15 protein-coding genes are annotated in these 14,129 nt (G+C 70.5%); 10 read left to right on the top strand and 5 right to left on the bottom strand.

Going from position 1 to position 14,129, the window contains the following annotated elements; genetic code table 11:
* The first annotated feature begins 32 nt into the window (after positions 1–32).
* The 4 genes from AAEP80_RS14655 to AAEP80_RS14640 all read left to right on the top strand — a co-directional run bounded on the left by AAEP80_RS14655 (position 33) and on the right by AAEP80_RS14640 (position 3,097).
* Positions 33–245, top strand: a complete 213-nt coding sequence (locus tag AAEP80_RS14655; RefSeq protein WP_402730039.1) for an SCO4848 family membrane protein — start codon at positions 33–35, stop codon at positions 243–245.
* 196 nt (positions 246–441) lie between these two features.
* Positions 442–1,119, top strand: a complete 678-nt coding sequence (locus tag AAEP80_RS14650; RefSeq protein ID WP_420364934.1) for a response regulator transcription factor — start codon at positions 442–444, stop codon at positions 1,117–1,119.
* Positions 1,112–2,434 (top strand): sensor histidine kinase, encoded by a 1,323-nt coding sequence (locus AAEP80_RS14645; RefSeq protein ID WP_420364933.1) that lies wholly within the window; start codon positions 1,112–1,114, stop codon positions 2,432–2,434. The genes AAEP80_RS14650 and AAEP80_RS14645 overlap by 8 nt, the downstream gene beginning before the upstream one ends.
* Positions 2,435–2,482: 48 nt before the next feature.
* On the top strand, positions 2,483–3,097 hold the full coding sequence (locus AAEP80_RS14640; RefSeq protein ID WP_420364932.1) for a PepSY domain-containing protein: 615 nt from the start codon (positions 2,483–2,485) through the stop codon (positions 3,095–3,097).
* 46 nt (positions 3,098–3,143) lie between these two features.
* Here the strand turns inward: AAEP80_RS14640 and AAEP80_RS14635 are convergent, their stop codons facing one another.
* Positions 3,144–3,728, bottom strand: a complete 585-nt coding sequence (locus tag AAEP80_RS14635) for a TetR/AcrR family transcriptional regulator (RefSeq protein WP_420364931.1) — start codon at positions 3,726–3,728, stop codon at positions 3,144–3,146.
* A gap of 78 nt (positions 3,729–3,806) precedes the next feature.
* On the opposite strand from AAEP80_RS14635, the gene AAEP80_RS14630 reads away from it, so the two are divergent.
* Positions 3,807–4,718: an aldo/keto reductase gene (locus tag AAEP80_RS14630; protein WP_420364930.1), complete on the top strand. Its 912-nt coding sequence runs from the start codon at positions 3,807–3,809 to the stop codon at positions 4,716–4,718.
* 19 nt (positions 4,719–4,737) lie between these two features.
* Here the strand turns inward: AAEP80_RS14630 and AAEP80_RS14625 are convergent, their stop codons facing one another.
* Together AAEP80_RS14625 and AAEP80_RS14620 are read right to left on the bottom strand one after the other, a co-directional pair.
* Positions 4,738–5,043, bottom strand: coding sequence for a hypothetical protein (locus AAEP80_RS14625; RefSeq protein ID WP_420364929.1), 306 nt, complete (start codon positions 5,041–5,043; stop codon positions 4,738–4,740).
* 72 nt (positions 5,044–5,115) lie between these two features.
* Positions 5,116–6,663 carry an amino acid permease gene (locus AAEP80_RS14620; protein WP_413601630.1) on the bottom strand — a complete coding sequence of 516 codons (1,548 nt, stop codon included), beginning with the start codon at positions 6,661–6,663 and terminating at the stop codon, positions 5,116–5,118.
* 429 nt (positions 6,664–7,092) lie between these two features.
* On the opposite strand from AAEP80_RS14620, the gene AAEP80_RS14615 reads away from it, so the two are divergent.
* From AAEP80_RS14615 to AAEP80_RS14600, 4 genes are all read left to right on the top strand, one after another.
* Entirely contained in the window at positions 7,093–8,418 is a 1,326-nt protein-coding gene (locus tag AAEP80_RS14615) for a quaternary amine ABC transporter ATP-binding protein (protein ID WP_420366877.1), read from the top strand.
* Positions 8,415–9,380 carry an ABC transporter permease gene (locus AAEP80_RS14610; RefSeq protein ID WP_420364928.1) on the top strand — a complete coding sequence of 322 codons (966 nt, stop codon included), beginning with the start codon at positions 8,415–8,417 and terminating at the stop codon, positions 9,378–9,380. The genes AAEP80_RS14615 and AAEP80_RS14610 overlap by 4 nt, the downstream gene beginning before the upstream one ends.
* 14 nt (positions 9,381–9,394) lie before the next feature.
* Positions 9,395–10,309: a glycine betaine ABC transporter substrate-binding protein gene (locus tag AAEP80_RS14605; protein ID WP_420364927.1), complete on the top strand. Its 915-nt coding sequence runs from the start codon at positions 9,395–9,397 to the stop codon at positions 10,307–10,309.
* Between the two features lie 103 nt (positions 10,310–10,412).
* Positions 10,413–11,573 carry a mechanosensitive ion channel family protein gene (locus AAEP80_RS14600; RefSeq protein ID WP_420364926.1) on the top strand — a complete coding sequence of 387 codons (1,161 nt, stop codon included), beginning with the start codon at positions 10,413–10,415 and terminating at the stop codon, positions 11,571–11,573.
* A gap of 99 nt (positions 11,574–11,672) precedes the next feature.
* Here AAEP80_RS14600 and AAEP80_RS14595 read toward each other — a convergent pair whose 3' ends face one another.
* Positions 11,673–11,864: a hypothetical protein gene (locus AAEP80_RS14595; RefSeq protein ID WP_281264934.1), complete on the bottom strand. Its 192-nt coding sequence runs from the start codon at positions 11,862–11,864 to the stop codon at positions 11,673–11,675.
* An 86-nt stretch (positions 11,865–11,950) separates the two neighbouring features.
* Here AAEP80_RS14595 and AAEP80_RS14590 point away from each other — a divergent pair, with 86 nt between their 5' ends.
* Positions 11,951–13,102 (top strand): SLC13 family permease, encoded by a 1,152-nt coding sequence (locus tag AAEP80_RS14590; protein ID WP_420364925.1) that lies wholly within the window; start codon positions 11,951–11,953, stop codon positions 13,100–13,102.
* Between the two features lie 27 nt (positions 13,103–13,129).
* Here the strand turns inward: AAEP80_RS14590 and AAEP80_RS14585 are convergent, their stop codons facing one another.
* On the bottom strand, positions 13,130–14,101 hold the full coding sequence (locus AAEP80_RS14585; protein WP_420364924.1) for a magnesium transporter CorA family protein: 972 nt from the start codon (positions 14,099–14,101) through the stop codon (positions 13,130–13,132).
* Between the last annotated feature and the right edge of the window lie 28 nt (positions 14,102–14,129).

Here is a 14,129-nt window from a genome sequence, read left to right as displayed (position 1 = left end):
GATCTCCGACGCCTGCTGCGTAGACTCGTCGGGTGCTCGTCTTCGCCGCAATCGTCCTGTTCGTCGGTGCCCTGTTCAACCTGATCGCCTGGCCGCGCTTCTTCCAGCGCGTGGCGAAGGACACCAGGGCGCGCGACGCATCGGGGCGCCCGACCACGTTCTACACGGTCCACCTCGTGCTCCTGCTGGTCGCGCTGGCGATCACCGCCGCGTCGATCGTCGCGGGCATCCTGCTGCTGGTCTGACGGCGCCTGGGCCGCCGTGTCCGGACCGTCGGTCGGACGGGAGGCGCGCGGCGGGCCCGCACCTGGGCCCACGCCGCCGGTTCCGGACCGACGCGTCAGCGGCGGGTCGGCCGTGCCGGTGGGGAGCCTCCCGTCCGGCTCTGGTCGGGACCATCGCTTCAGGCGCGCTTCAGCGCCGGCCGCCACAATGCACGACATGCGTGTGCTGGTGGTCGACGACGAGGTACGGCTCGCCGACGGCGTCCGCCGCGGGCTCGAGGCCGAGGGGTGGGCGGTCGACGTCGCCCACGACGGTGTCGACGGACTGTGGCACGCGCGGGAGTTCGGCTACGACGCGATCGTGCTCGACCTCATGATGCCCGGGATGAGCGGGTGGGCGGTCTGCGGCCAGCTCCGCGCCGAGGAGAACTGGACCCCAGTGCTCATGCTCACGGCGAAGGACGGCGAGTGGGACCAGGTCGAGGCCCTCGATGCCGGTGCCGACGACTACGTCACGAAGCCGTTCTCGCACCCCGTCCTCGTCGCGCGGATCCGCGCCCTCGTCCGCCGGGGAGCGCGTGAGCGACCGAGTGTGCTCACGGTGGGGGACCTGGTGGTCGACCCGGCGGCCAGGACCGTCGCTCGGGGCGCGCACCGGCTCGACCTGACGAGCCGCGAGTTCGCGGTGCTCGAGTTCCTCGCCCGCCGTGCAGGCCAGGTCTGTTCGAAGCGCGAGGTCATCGAGAACGTCTGGGACGTCGACTTCGACGGCGACCCGAACATCGTCGAGGTGTACGTCGGACACCTGCGGCGGAAGGTCGACCGGCCCTTCGGGCGGAACTCGATCGAGACGGTGCGTGGTGCTGGCTACCGACTGGCGGCCGACGGTGCCTGAACGACGCCGGCGGCTCCGCAGTCTCCGCGCGCGGACGACGTTCGGCGCGGTCGCGCTGGTCCTCGCGGCGCTCGTGGTCGGATCGGCCGCGTTCGTGGTGGTCCTCCGACTGGTGCTCGTCGAGGGGGTCAGGTCGAGTGCGGAGAGCGGGCTCGAACAGGCGTCCGCCAGGGTCGAGGCGGACGGTGCCGGCGCGGTGGACGGTTACGACGACGTCCTCGTGCAGGTCGTCGGCGACGACGGGCGGGTCCTGGCGCACGGTGACGACGCCGACCCGCCGGCACTCCCGACCGACGACGAGAGCCGCTGGACGCACGACGGTGAGCGGTGGCTGCTCGTGTCCGACGACGTGGACCTGCCGGACGGCACCGAGGCGACGATCGTGTTCGGCTCGTCGTTGGAGTCGGCGGACACGGCGACGACGGCCGTCACCACCCTGCTCGCGATCGGCGTCCCCGTCCTCGTCGCGCTGATGGGCGTCGGGACCTGGATCGTCGTCGGGCGCTCGCTCCGCCCCGTCGACCGGATCCGGCGCGAGGTCGACGCGGTCCGCGGCGACGCTCGCGGCGCCCGGATCGCCGTGCCGGACACCGGCGACGAGGTCGCCCGGCTCGCGGACACCATGAACGCGATGCTCGAGCGGCTCGACCGGTCGGCATCGGCGCAACGGCAGTTCGTCGCGGATGCGTCGCACGAGCTGCGGTCGCCGATCGCATCCGTCCGGCAGCACGCGTCGGTGGCGGCTGCGCACCCGGACCGGATCGGGGTCGGTGAGCTCGCCGAGGTCGTCACGGCCGAGAACGACCGCCTCGCGCGGTTGGTCGACGGACTCCTCGTGCTCTCGAAGCTCGACGAACGCGGGGTCGCCGACGGCCGCGCGGTCGACCTGGACGACCTGGTGCTGGCCGAGGTCTCCCGGGTGCGTTCCGCCGGGCTCGTGACGGTCGACGGATCCGGAGTCGGGCCGGCCAGGGTGCTCGGTGATGCCGGCGTGCTGTCGCGCGTCGTGCGGAACCTCGTCGACAACGCCGTCCGGCACGCGTCGGGGCGGATCGCGCTGGGCGTGCGTGCGGAGGCCACGTGGGCGGTCCTCACCGTGGACGACGACGGTGTCGGGGTGCCGGGACCGGAACGCGACCGCGTGTTCGAGCGGTTCGTGCGCCTCGACGAGGCCCGCAGCCGCGACGACGGGGGATCGGGGCTCGGGCTCGCGATCGTGCGGGATGCGGTGCGCGCGCACGGTGGATCCGTGGTGATCGAGGACGCGCCGCTCGGTGGTGCCCGCTTCGTCGTGCGCATCGCACTCGGTGGATGACCAGCGGGCTTCAGGGCTGCTTCAGCACCCTCTCGCCAGGCTTGCCGCATGAACCTCACCGACATGCCCCGCACCCGCCGCCTCGCCCTGTCCGCCACCGTCCTGGTCGCCGGCGCCCTAGCCGTGACCGGGTGCGCGAGCGGCTCGGGCGATCCGTCCGGATCCGCTTCGTCCGGGTCGGGATCGTCCAGCGCGGCGGCGTCCGGATCGGCCACCACGGTCGACGCGTCGAACGACGCCCTGCTCGCCGCGGTCGCGACCGCTCGCGACGCCGTCGGCTCCGGGACCGTCATCTCGGTCGAGCAGGAGCAGAACGGCTCCGCGTGGGAGGTCCTCGTCGTGACCTCCGACCACGCCGAGCACGAGGTCCACACGAACGCCGACGGCACCGCGACCACGGGCGACCCGGTGACCGACGACTCCGACGCCGACGACCGTGCCGAGAACCAGCGCTTCGTCGACGCCGCGAAGATCGACGTCCGGGATGCTGCAGCGCGTCTGTCGGACGAGGTGGCAGGGGCGGTCACGGAACTCGGCCTCGACGACCACGCCGGCACGGTCGTCTGGGAGGGTGACGTCCGGGACGACTCCGGGACGAAGCACAGCATCCGCATCGACGCGGGCTCCGGCGACGTCGTCACGAACGTCGTCGACACGGACTGAGCCGGCAGCGCCCGACGGTGCAGCGGCCGCTGGCGCGTGGGGACGCCTACCGGTCGTGCAGGCGGAGTCCGTCCACCACGATGTCGAGCAGCCGGCCGGTCTGCGCCGGATCGATGGTGTCCCGCGTGGACAGCAGCACGCCGATCAGGGCTGCGGTGACGTCATCTGCGACGACGTCGGTGCGGAGGGTCCGGTCAGCCACACCCGCGTCCAGGAACCGCTGCACGGCGGCGTTCACGCGCTCACGGGTGTGCACGGTCTCGGCCGCGCCGCGGATCGCCCCCACTCGCACGGTCTCCGCCATGCCCCGCTTGGTCTGGACGAACCCGGCGTACCGGTCGGCGAAGGCGCGGAGTGCCCGGTCGGCGGGGAACTCGGCGAGGAATCCGTCGACGGTGCCGAGGACGGCATCGAGCTCGACGGCGTAGACGGCGGCGACGAGGTCCTCGCGCGTCGGGAAGTTCCGGTAGAGCGTCCCGATCCCGACGCCGGCGGAGCGGGCGACGGCTTCGAGGGAGGCGTCCTCGCCGGCGGTCGTGAACGCCGCTCGTGCCGCATCGACGAGCTTCTCGCGGTTGCGCGCGGCGTCGCCGCGGGGGCGACGGGACACGTGCGCGTCGGGACTGGACAAAGTGGAGGTGCCTCCGTTTACTATGGGACCACAAACGGAGGAACCTCCGCTTGCTGACCAGACTACCGGAGGCTCCCCATGACAGCACCCCTGGACACCGGCTCGCTCGGCGGCCGCACCGTCGCACGCATCGGCTACGGCGCGATGGCGCTCGAGCGGTTCGAGGACGACCGCGCGGCCGGCGTCGCGCTGCTCCACCGCGCCGCGGAGCTCGGGGTCGACCACGTCGACACGGCCGACTTCTACGGCGACGGCGTCGCGAACGACGTCATCCGCCGGGCGTTCGGCGACTCCGACGCGATCACGGTCGTCAGCAAGGTCGGGGCCGTGCGCGTCGACGCGCCGGTGCCGCTCGCCCTCGCCCAGCGCCCGGCGGAGCTGCGCGCGCAGGTCGAGGCGAACCTCCGCACGCTCGGACGCGAACGCATCGACGTCGTCAACCTGCGTCGGGCGGACGCGGGCCCCGGACTCCGAGCCGAGGGGGAGCAGCTCGTCGACCTCGACGATCAGCTCGCGGAGATGGTGGCGATGCGGGACGAGGGGCTCATCGGTGGCATCGGGCTCAGCGCGGTGACGACCGACGTCGTCCGCCGCGCGGTGCCTGCTGGCATCGTCTGCGTGCAGAACGCCTACTCGCTCGTCGCCCGCGAGTTCGAGGACCTGCTGGACCTCTGCGTCGCCGAGGGCATCGCGTGGGTCCCGTTCTTCCCGCTCGGTGGGGCCTTCCCCGGACTGCCGAAGGTGGGGGAGGAGCCCGCCGTGGTGCGGGTCGCGGCCGAGGTGGGGGCGACACCGTCGCAGGTGGGGCTGTCCTGGCTGCTCGGGCACGCGTCGAACGTGCTGCTCATCCCCGGGACGTCGAGCGTCCAGCACCTCGAGGAGAACGTCGCCGTCGGCGGGGTGGTGCTCGACGCGGGTCAGACAGCCGCACTCGACGCCGTATGGGGCGGCCGGGTCGCCGCGGGCATCGACGCGCCGAGCTGGCCGTGACGCGGCTCCGTCAGCGGAGTCAGTTCGCGGCCGGTGCCGGCGTGCCGAGGGTCCGGCGGAGTGCCAGGGCAGCGACCCCCTCGTCCGAGGTGTCGAGCAGCACGCGGTAGGTGTCGTCGGGCGTGAGGAACTCGACGCACACCGCGTCGAAGTCGCACGGCTCGATGCGCCATCCGTACACGGCGTCCATGGGGACCGTCGTCAGCGCGTCGCGTTCGTAGCTCGTCTCGGCGTGCACCCGGTCGCGGAACACTCGGACGCGTCCGAAGGCGCCCCGCCACGTGAGCTGCAGGTCGAGTTCGGGAGGAGGAGAGAGGTCCGGCACCCGCTGATCGTACCGACGGGTGCCGGACCTCTCGACATCACCGAGACGCCGCGTTGCGCGATGCGGACACGATCAGGCCCGATCGTCCCCGTCGCGGTCGTCGCCGCGACGCACCTGGTTCGCGGGGTCGCGGCCGGTGATCGGGTACGGGCCGGTGACGCCCTCGCGGAGGGACGCGATGCGCAGGATCCGGTCGCGCTGCAGGAACCACCCGACGATGAGCAGCGGGATCACGATCACGAGCGACGCGATCGTGTACGTGCCGACGGGGTAGTCGATCGCCATCAGCACGATGACGGACGCCAGGAACGCGAGTGTCAACCACGAGGTCACCGGAGCGCCGGGGAGCTTGAACGACGGTTCCTTCGCCAGGCCCTGCTTCGCCCAGGACCGCAGGCGCATCTGGCAGAGGATGATCGTGCCCCACGCGGTGATGATGCCGAGGCTCGCGATGTTCAGGGCGATCTCGAACGCCTGGCTCGGGATGAAGTAGTTGAGGACGACACCGGCGACGGTGAACGCCGCGGTGAGCAGGATGCCGGCGTACGGCACACCGCCGCGGGTCATCTTCGTGGTCCACTTCGGCGCCGAGCCGTTCATGCCCATCGAGTGCAGCGCACGGCCGGTCGAGTAGAGGCCGGCGTTCAGCGAGGACAGCGCTGCGGTGAGCACGACGAAGTTCATGATCGACCCGACGACCGCGCCGACCTGCGGGTTGCCGATCGACGAGAAGAACGTGACGAACGGGCTCTCGCCCTCCTTGTACGCCGTGTACGGCAAGAGGAGCGACAGCAGCACGACCGAGCCGACGTAGAAGACCGCGATGCGGAAGACCACGGAGTTGATCGCGCGGGGGATGACCTTCTCGGTGTTCTGCGTCTCGCCGGACGCGGTGCCGACGAGTTCGATGGCCGCGTACGCGAAGACGACGCCCTGCACGACGAGCACGGTCGGGAGCAGGCCGTTCGGCAGGAGCCCGCCGTTGTCCGCCCAGATCGAGAAGCCGGTCTGCACCTGCTGGCCACCGGCCTCGACCGGGAACGCCCAGATGAGCCAGATGAGCGCGATCACGAGGAAGGCGACGAGCGCGGCGACCTTGATGATCGCGAACCAGAACTCGAGCTCGCCGAAGACCTTGACCGCGACCATGTTCGCGGCGAGGACGACGATGAGCGCGATGAGCGCGAGGAGCCACTGCGGAGCGGCGGTGAACGCCGACCAGTACTTCAGGTAGACGGCGACGGCGGTCGTGTCGACGATCGACGTCATCGCCCAGTTGAGGAAGTACATCCAGCCGGCGGCGTACGCGAACTTCTCGCCGTAGAACTCGCGGGCGTACGAGATGAAGGACCCGGAGGACGGGCGGTGGAGCACGAGCTCGCCGAGCGCACGCAGGATGAAGAACCCGAACACCCCCGCGATCAGGTACACGACCGCCAGTGCCGGTCCCGCCGTGTGGAGTCGCCCGCCGGCACCGAGGAAGAGGCCGGTCCCGATCGCACCGCCGATCGCGATCATCTGCAGCTGGCGGGGCTTCAGACCGTGCTGGTAGCCCTCCTGCTCGTGCGAGAAGTCGTTCGCGGGCGCGCGGTCCACCCCGGTGTCGTTCTGCGCTGTCATGCGCGCCACGCTACATGCGCGGTGCAACAGGGGCGGCACACAAAACTCCGAGCAGCCTGAAATGTAACGAGACGGTTACGATCGCGACCCGCATGGGTGCCCGCGACACGCCGTGTCCGGGGTACACAGGTGCCGGTCCTCCGGCGGACGTCGATTCGCGACGGGGGACAACGGTCGATAGCGTTGAACGTCCCCTCAGGGGACACCGACGATCAGGACGCGTCCTCCGGGCAACACAGCGGGGGCCGTACGGTCGGCCGGACCGGGGTCGTCCCGAGTACGACCCCCGCGTGCGTGATCGCTCGCCCTGCGCCCGTCGCGCACGGCTTGCAGCGGTCGCGACGAACAGGGTGCCGGACGACCCGTTCGCAACCACAACACGTCCGTCGTGCGCCACGCGTCACGGTCGTGCGAGGAGCACCGTTGACCATCGCCCCACCCGAGAGCCGGCACGCATCCGCGCCGGACACCCCTGCGACGGCACCCGCTGTCCGGGTCCGTGACATCACCAAGGTCTTCGGGCGACGCCCCGCCGAGGCCGTTCGCCGTCTCGCTGCAGGCGCCTCCCGCGACGACGTCCGCGAGTTCGGCTCCGCGGCCGTCATCGACGCGTCGTTCGACGTCCAGCCGGGCGAGATCTTCGTCGTCATGGGCCTGTCCGGCTCCGGCAAGTCGACCCTCATCCGGATGCTGAACGGGCTGCTCGAGCCGACCGCCGGCACCGTGGAGATCGGCGGCCGCACCGTCACCAAGGCCGCGCCGAAGGAGATCCGTGACATCCGCCGGTCGAGCGTGTCGATGGTCTTCCAGCACTTCGCCCTGCTGCCGCACCGCACGGTGATCGAGAACGTCGCGTACGGCCTCGAGGCCAACGGCGTCGAGAAGTCCGAGCGACTCCGCAAGGCCCGCGAGGTCATCGACCTCGTCGGGCTCGACGTCTGGGCCGAGGCCAAGCCGGACGAGCTCTCCGGCGGCATGCAGCAGCGCGTCGGCATCGCCCGTGCACTCGCCGCCGAGACCGACGTCCTGCTGATGGACGAGGCGTTCAGCGCCCTCGACCCCCTCATCCGACGCGAGATGCAGGAACAGCTCGTCGACCTGCAGCAGCGTCTCGGCAAGACGATCGTGTTCATCACGCACGACCTCAACGAGGCGATGTTCCTCGGCGACCGGATCGCCGTGATGCGCGACGGACGGATCGTGCAGATCGGGTCCCCGGAGGACATCCTCACGGACCCGGCGAACGACTACGTCGCGCAGTTCGTGCAGGACGTCGACCGCGCCCGTGTGCTCACCGCCTCGAGCGTCATGGAGCCCGCGCGCGCCGTCGTCCCGCTCACCGCGGGTCCGCGTGGCGCGCTCCGCGTCATGCGCGACCTGCAGACCGCTGCCGTCTTCGTCACCGGCCGCGGGCGGAAGCTCGAGGGCTGGGTCCGCGACCGGCACGTGATGCGCCAGGTCAAGGCCGGCGACACGAACCTCGACGCGATCGTGAACACCGAGTTCGCCCAGGTCGCACCGGACACGGCCCTCACCGACCTGTTCGAGCTCGCCGTCGAGTCGCCGCTGCCCATCGCGGTCGTCGACGACGAGCAGCGGCTGCTCGGCGTCGTGCCGCGCGTGACGCTCCTCGCCGCCCTCGGCAACGTCCCGACGACGACGAGCCCGATCCAGACGCTCGAGCCCGTCACCCGGATCTCGAACGACGACCTCGACGAGACCCTCGCCGCGACCACGGAAGGAGATCACGCGTGATCACCCCCGGTACGAACTCCTTCGGGGACTTCCACTTGCCCCTCGGCAGCTGGGTGTCCGCCGTCGTCACCTGGATCACGACGTACCTCTCCGGGTTCTTCGACGTGGTCCGCTACGTCTTCACCTGGATGGACGCGTGGATGGAGTACTTCCTCTCCACCCCGCCGTTCTGGGTCGTCACCCTGGTCCTCGTCGCGCTCGCCTTCGCCCTGAAGGGCTGGAAGCTCGCCCTCGGTTCCGCGATCGGCCTGCTGTTCATCGTCAGTGTCGGGCAGTGGACGAACGCCATGGACACCCTGGCGCTCGTGATCGTCGCCGCCGGGCTCGCGGTCGTCTTCAGCATCCCGCTCGGGGTCTGGGCCGCGCGCTCCGACGCCGCCAGCCGGGTGATCCGGCCCGTGCTCGACTTCATGCAGACGACCCCGGCGTTCGTCTACCTGATCCCGGCGCTGCTGCTCTTCCGCGTCGGTGTCGTCCCGGGCATCGTCGCGACGATCGTCTTCGCGATGGCTCCTGGTGTCCGGCTCACCGAGCTCGGCATCCGTGGCGTCCCGAGCGAGATCGTCGAGGCCGGCGCCGCGTTCGGCTCCAGCCCGTGGCGCATCCTCCGCCAGATCCAGCTGCCCCTCGCCAAGGCCAGCATCATGGCCGGCGTCAACCAGGTCATCATGCTGTCGCTCTCGATGGTCGTCATCGCCGGCATGGTCGGCGCCGGCGGTCTCGGGGAGCAGATCGTCGCGTCGCTGAACCGCATCGACGTGGGGCTCGGAGCGGAGGCCGGTCTGTCGGTCGTGGTCCTGGCGATCCTGTTGGACCGCCTGACCGCAGCGCTCGGCGGCGACGCTGGGGGAGCCTCCCGGCCGTGGCGTCGCAAGCAGAAGCCGGCGTCGAACGCCGCGACCGCGCCGACCACCGCCACCACGGAGGCGACCGCCTCCGACCGTCAGACCGTCGACGCGTGAGGAAGGACCCCACCATGAAGCGCACCAAGCGAATCGTCGCGACGCTGGCCCTGGCCGCCGCGACCGCCGTCGGGCTCTCCGCCTGCATGCCCCCCGGGTACTACGGCGCGACCGGCAACGTCGCGAACGGCGACCAGAAGTCCATGTCGATCGTCGTCTTCAACGGCTGGGACGAGGACACCGCCGCCAGCCAGCTCTGGAAGTACGTCCTCGACGAGAAGGGCTACGACGTCCAGCTGACGAACGCCGACGTCGCGCCCGCCTACCAGGGGCTGTCGTCCGGTGACTACGACGTCGTGCTCGACACGTGGCTGCCGAACACGCACAAGCAGTACATGGAGCAGTACGGCGACCAGCTCACCGACCTCGGTGCCTGGAACGAACAGGCGTCGCTCGAGCTCGCCGTGCCCGAGTACTCGAAGATCGACTCCATCGAGGACCTCAAGGCGAACGCCTCGGACTTCGGGAACAAGATCATCGGCATCGAGCCGGCCGCCGGTGAGACCGCCGTCGTGCAGGACGAGGTCATCCCGCAGTACGGCCTCGGCTCGATGGACTTCATCACGAGCTCGACGCCGGCGATGCTCGCGGACCTCAAGGCCTCGATCGCCAAGAAGGAGGACGTCGTCGTGACGCTGTGGCGTCCGCACTGGGCGTACGACGCGTTCCCGATCAAGGACCTGGAGGACCCGAAGGGCGCGCTCGGCAAGAACGAGGAGATCCACACCATCGCGAAGAAGGACTTCGCCAGCGACTTCCCGCAGGCGGCGAAGTGGATGCAGGACTTCACGATGGACTCCGACACGCTCTACTCGCTCGAGAACGCGCTGGTCAACAGCGGTGCGAAGGCGAGCGAGTACCCGGCGATCACGAAGAAGTGGGCGTCGGAGCACCAGGACTACGTGGACTCGCTCACGTCGTCGAAGTGACAGCTCGACACGGACGGGAGGCACGGTGCCGGTCGGCACGGTGCCTCCCGTCGTCTTGTGGCCGGCTGGGCGACGGGCGTCGTCCAGTTGGTTGCATGGAGGGATGGACATCCTCCTCCGACTCCTCGTCTCGATCGGGTTCGCCCTGCTCCTGACCGCGGTCGCCGCCCTGGTCCTGCGTGTCGTCTTCCGCTCGCTCGGCCGGCGGGAACGCTGGGCCGCCTCGCTGTCCAGACGGACGAAGCACCCGACGAGGACACTGCTGCTCGTCACGCTGCTGTGGGCCGCCTTCGCGTCGTCGATCCCCGCGACGTCCGCGTACGAGTGGCGCGCGACCGTATCGCACGTGTTCCTGGTCGCCACGATCGGCGTCGGCACGTGGTTTGCCTGCGGCCTCGCGATCTTCCTCGAGAGCCTGGGGCTCCACAAGTACCGCGTCGACGTGCCGGACAACCGCGTCGCCAGGCGGATCCGCACGCAGGTCCTCATCCTCCGCCGCCTCACCGTCGCCGTCCTCGTGATCATCGGCGTCGGTGCGATCCTGCTGACGTTCCCCGGGGTCGAGGCCGCCGGTGCCAGCGTCCTCGCCTCCGCCGGGCTCATCTCGGTGATCGCCGGACTCGCGGCGCAATCGACGCTCGGCAACGTGTTCGCCGGCATGCAGCTGGCGTTCTCCGGGTCGATCCGGGTCGACGACGTCGTCGTGGTCGAGCAGCAGTGGGGGCGCATCGAGGAGATCACCCTGACGTACGTCGTCGTGCACCTGTGGGACGACCGTCGGTTCGTGCTGCCCTCGACCTACTTCACGTCGACGCCGTTCGAGAACTGGACCAGGACGAACAGCGAACTGCTCGGTGCCGTGGAGTTCGACCTGGACTGGCGCGTGCGACCGGGGGAGATGCGCGTCGAGCTCGACCGGATCCTGTCCCGCACCGAGCTCTGGGACCAGCGCGTGAAGGTGCTGCAGGTCACCGACGCCGTGCAGGGGTACGTACGGGTCCGGGTGCTCGCGACGTCGCACGACGCCCCGTCCCTGTTCGACCTGCGGTGCTACATCCGCGAGGAGCTCGTCGACTGGATCCAGCGCACCCACCCGGACGCGCTCCCCATCCAGCGCGTGCAGATGGTCGACGAGGTCGCGCCGCGCCGGCGGACCGCGTCGACGGCGTCCGACTCCGCGCTCTTCACACCCGACCAGGACGACCGCGCAGCGCTCTTCACCGGTCCGATCCAGACCGCGCACATCCCGCGGTCGGAGCAGTAGACGCGTTCCGCGCAGACGGGAGGCCCGGTGCCAGCTGGCACCGGGCCTCCCGTCCGTCAGACGGCCCGGTCGGGCCGTCCGGCTGATGGTGCGTTCAGCTCACGGCTGACGCGCCCGGACGGCGCGGTCGTCCTCGACGACCGTGCCGATGGCCACGATCGTGGTGGCCAACCAGGCAACCCACGTCAGGGCGAGACGCCAGTCACGCGGCCCCTGCCTGGTGGTCTGCAGCACGCTGTAGCCGCTGATGATCGAACTCCACACCGCACCGTTGAACAAGAACTTGCGCACGGATTCCTCCTGTCGTCGTCGGCGTCCACGCTACTGGTCTGTACATTGGAGCGCCGCCGATCGCGGCCGCTCATGGAGGAGTCATCGTGCGTCAAGCCGTCATCGGGGCAGGTCTGTTGGTCGTCGGCGCCGTGTGCGTCGCACTCGGGCTGCTCCCGTTGCCCGAACTCGCCGAGCTCGCCGACCGGGTCGTGCCCGTGCTCGGGTTCGTGCTCGGGCTCACGATCGTGTCCGAGCTCGCCGCCGACGCCGGCGTGTTCGACCGCCTCGCCGACGTCGCCGCACGCATCGGCGGTGGGCGGACCATCGGGCTGTGGGGAGCGGTCGTCGTCCTCGCCGTCCTGTGCACGGTGTTCCTGTCGATCGACACCACCGCGGTGCTGCTCACCCCGATCGTGATCGCCCTGGCCCGTCGGGTCGGGCTCCCGCCGATGCCGTTCGCGCTGACCACCGTGTGGCTCGCGAACACCGCGTCACTGCTGCTGCCCGTCTCGAACCTGACCAACCTGCTCGCCGTCGACCGCATCGGGCTCGACGGGCCGATCCCGTTCGCCGGGCTCATGGTGTGGGCGGCGCTCGCCGGGGTCGTCGTGCCGTGTGCCGTGCTGCTGGTCGTCTTCCGCGGGCGGCTGTTCGGTCGGTACACGCCCGTCGACGTCCGTCGTCCGGCCGACCCGGTCTTCTTCACCGCCGCATCGGTGGTGCTCGTCGCGCTCGTCGTCGCGCTCACCGTCGGGGTGACGGTCTGGATCGCGGCACTCGCGGCCGCTGTGGTGCTCGTGGTCGTCGCGGCGTTCCGCGCTCCGGGCGAGCTGCGGCCGTCACGGGTGCCGTGGTCGACGCTGGTGTTCGCCGCCGGGTTGTTCGTCGTCGTCGAGACGTTGCACGCCACCGGGGTGACCGACCCGATCGTGCGCGCGCTCTCCGGCGGCACCGACACCGGGTCGCTGCTGCTCCTCGCCGGTGCCGGCGGGGTCGCCGCGAACGTGATGGACAACCTGCCCGCGTACCTGGTGCTCGAGCCGGCCGCCGGCCACGAGGCCCTCCGCTACGCGGCGCTGCTCATCGGGGTGAACGCCGGGTGCCTCATCACGCCGTGGGCATCCCTCGCCACGCTCCTCTGGCACGCCCGGCTGTCCGCCGAGGGCATCCGGTTGTCGTGGGGGAAGTACATGGCGCTCGGCTGCGTCGTCGCGCCGCTGACCGTCGTCGCCGGCGTGCTCGCCCTGGGGGTGTAGCGCGCCGCTCGGTGTCTGCGTCCGGCGCTACAGCCAGTCGCGGTGCTTGAACACGCGGTAGAGCACCAGGCTCGACACGACGATGAGTGCCACGGAGACGAACAGCCCGCCCCACTGCCCCTCGCCGGGGAACGTCACGTTCTGCCCGAAGAACCCCGTGATGGCGGTCGGGATGGCGATGATCGCCGCCCAGCTCGTCACCTTCTTCATGACGGTGTTCTGCCGGTTCGACGCCAGGTTGAGGTTCGTGTCCAGCACGCTCGACACCGCGTCCCGCAGCTGGTCGGCGGAGTCGGCGATCGACACCAGGTGGTCCTCGACGTCGCGGAAGTACGGACGGATGCCGTCGGCGATCGTCTCGGCGTCCCCGTGGAGCAGGGACGCGACGCTGTCCTTCGTCGGGACGACCAGCCGACGGATCACCCCGAGTCCCTTCCGGAGCGCGAACGACCGGCGCTGGATCTGCTGCTCGCGGGGGTTGCCGCGTTCGAACAGGTCGTCCTCGAGCTCGTCGATGTCCTGCTCGATGTCCTCGACCACCGCGGACGCGTGGTCCACCACCGCGTCGAGCAGCCCCCACACCAGCCACGGCACCCCGTGGTCCGCCTGGTCGGCGTTCGCGTCGAGGCGACTCGAGACCTCGCCGATGTCGAAGTCTGCACCGTGGATCGTGACGAGTGCACGGGGGGTGACGAACGCCTTGACCTCGTGCACGACGACCGAGCCGTCCGCGTTCCGCCCGGCGATGTCGTAGACGACCAGGAACAGGCTGTCGCGGTACCGGTCGAGCTTCGGGCGCTGCCCGCGTTCGACCGCGTCCTCGACGGCGAGCGCGTGGATGCCGAGTTCGACCTCGACGTGTTCGAGGTCCGTCGCGGTCGGGTCCGTGTAGTCGATCCAGACGAACGTGTCATCCTCGGCGACCAGGTCCGAGACGCGTTCGACGGGGAAGTCCCGCTCGGCTGCCGATCCGTTCCGCCACGAGCGAGTGCTGACCATGCGCGCCAGCCTAGTGACGGGACGACTG

It is taken from the genome of Curtobacterium sp. L3-7, assembly GCF_048756585.1.
In the GTDB taxonomy this organism is placed as follows: domain Bacteria; phylum Actinomycetota; class Actinomycetes; order Actinomycetales; family Microbacteriaceae; genus Curtobacterium.
Note: the sequence above shows the minus strand (reverse complement) of the source record. Positions and strands in the feature narration are given on the sequence as shown.

Bases quoted from the DNA above. Each gene is read 5' to 3' on its own strand.
- AAEP80_RS14585 (WP_420364924.1), bottom strand. From the start codon at position 14,101: ATGGTCAGCACTCGCTCGTGGCGGAACGGATCGGCAGCCGAGCGGGAC.
- AAEP80_RS14640 (WP_420364932.1), top strand. From the start codon at position 2,483: ATGAACCTCACCGACATGCCCCGCACCCGCCGCCTCGCCCTGTCCGCC.
- AAEP80_RS14600 (WP_420364926.1), top strand. From the start codon at position 10,413: ATGGACATCCTCCTCCGACTCCTCGTCTCGATCGGGTTCGCCCTGCTC.
- AAEP80_RS14630 (WP_420364930.1), top strand. From the start codon at position 3,807: ATGACAGCACCCCTGGACACCGGCTCGCTCGGCGGCCGCACCGTCGCA.
- AAEP80_RS14620 (WP_413601630.1), bottom strand. From the start codon at position 6,663: ATGACAGCGCAGAACGACACCGGGGTGGACCGCGCGCCCGCGAACGAC.
- AAEP80_RS14605 (WP_420364927.1), top strand. From the start codon at position 9,395: ATGAAGCGCACCAAGCGAATCGTCGCGACGCTGGCCCTGGCCGCCGCG.
- AAEP80_RS14650 (WP_420364934.1), top strand. From the start codon at position 442: ATGCGTGTGCTGGTGGTCGACGACGAGGTACGGCTCGCCGACGGCGTC.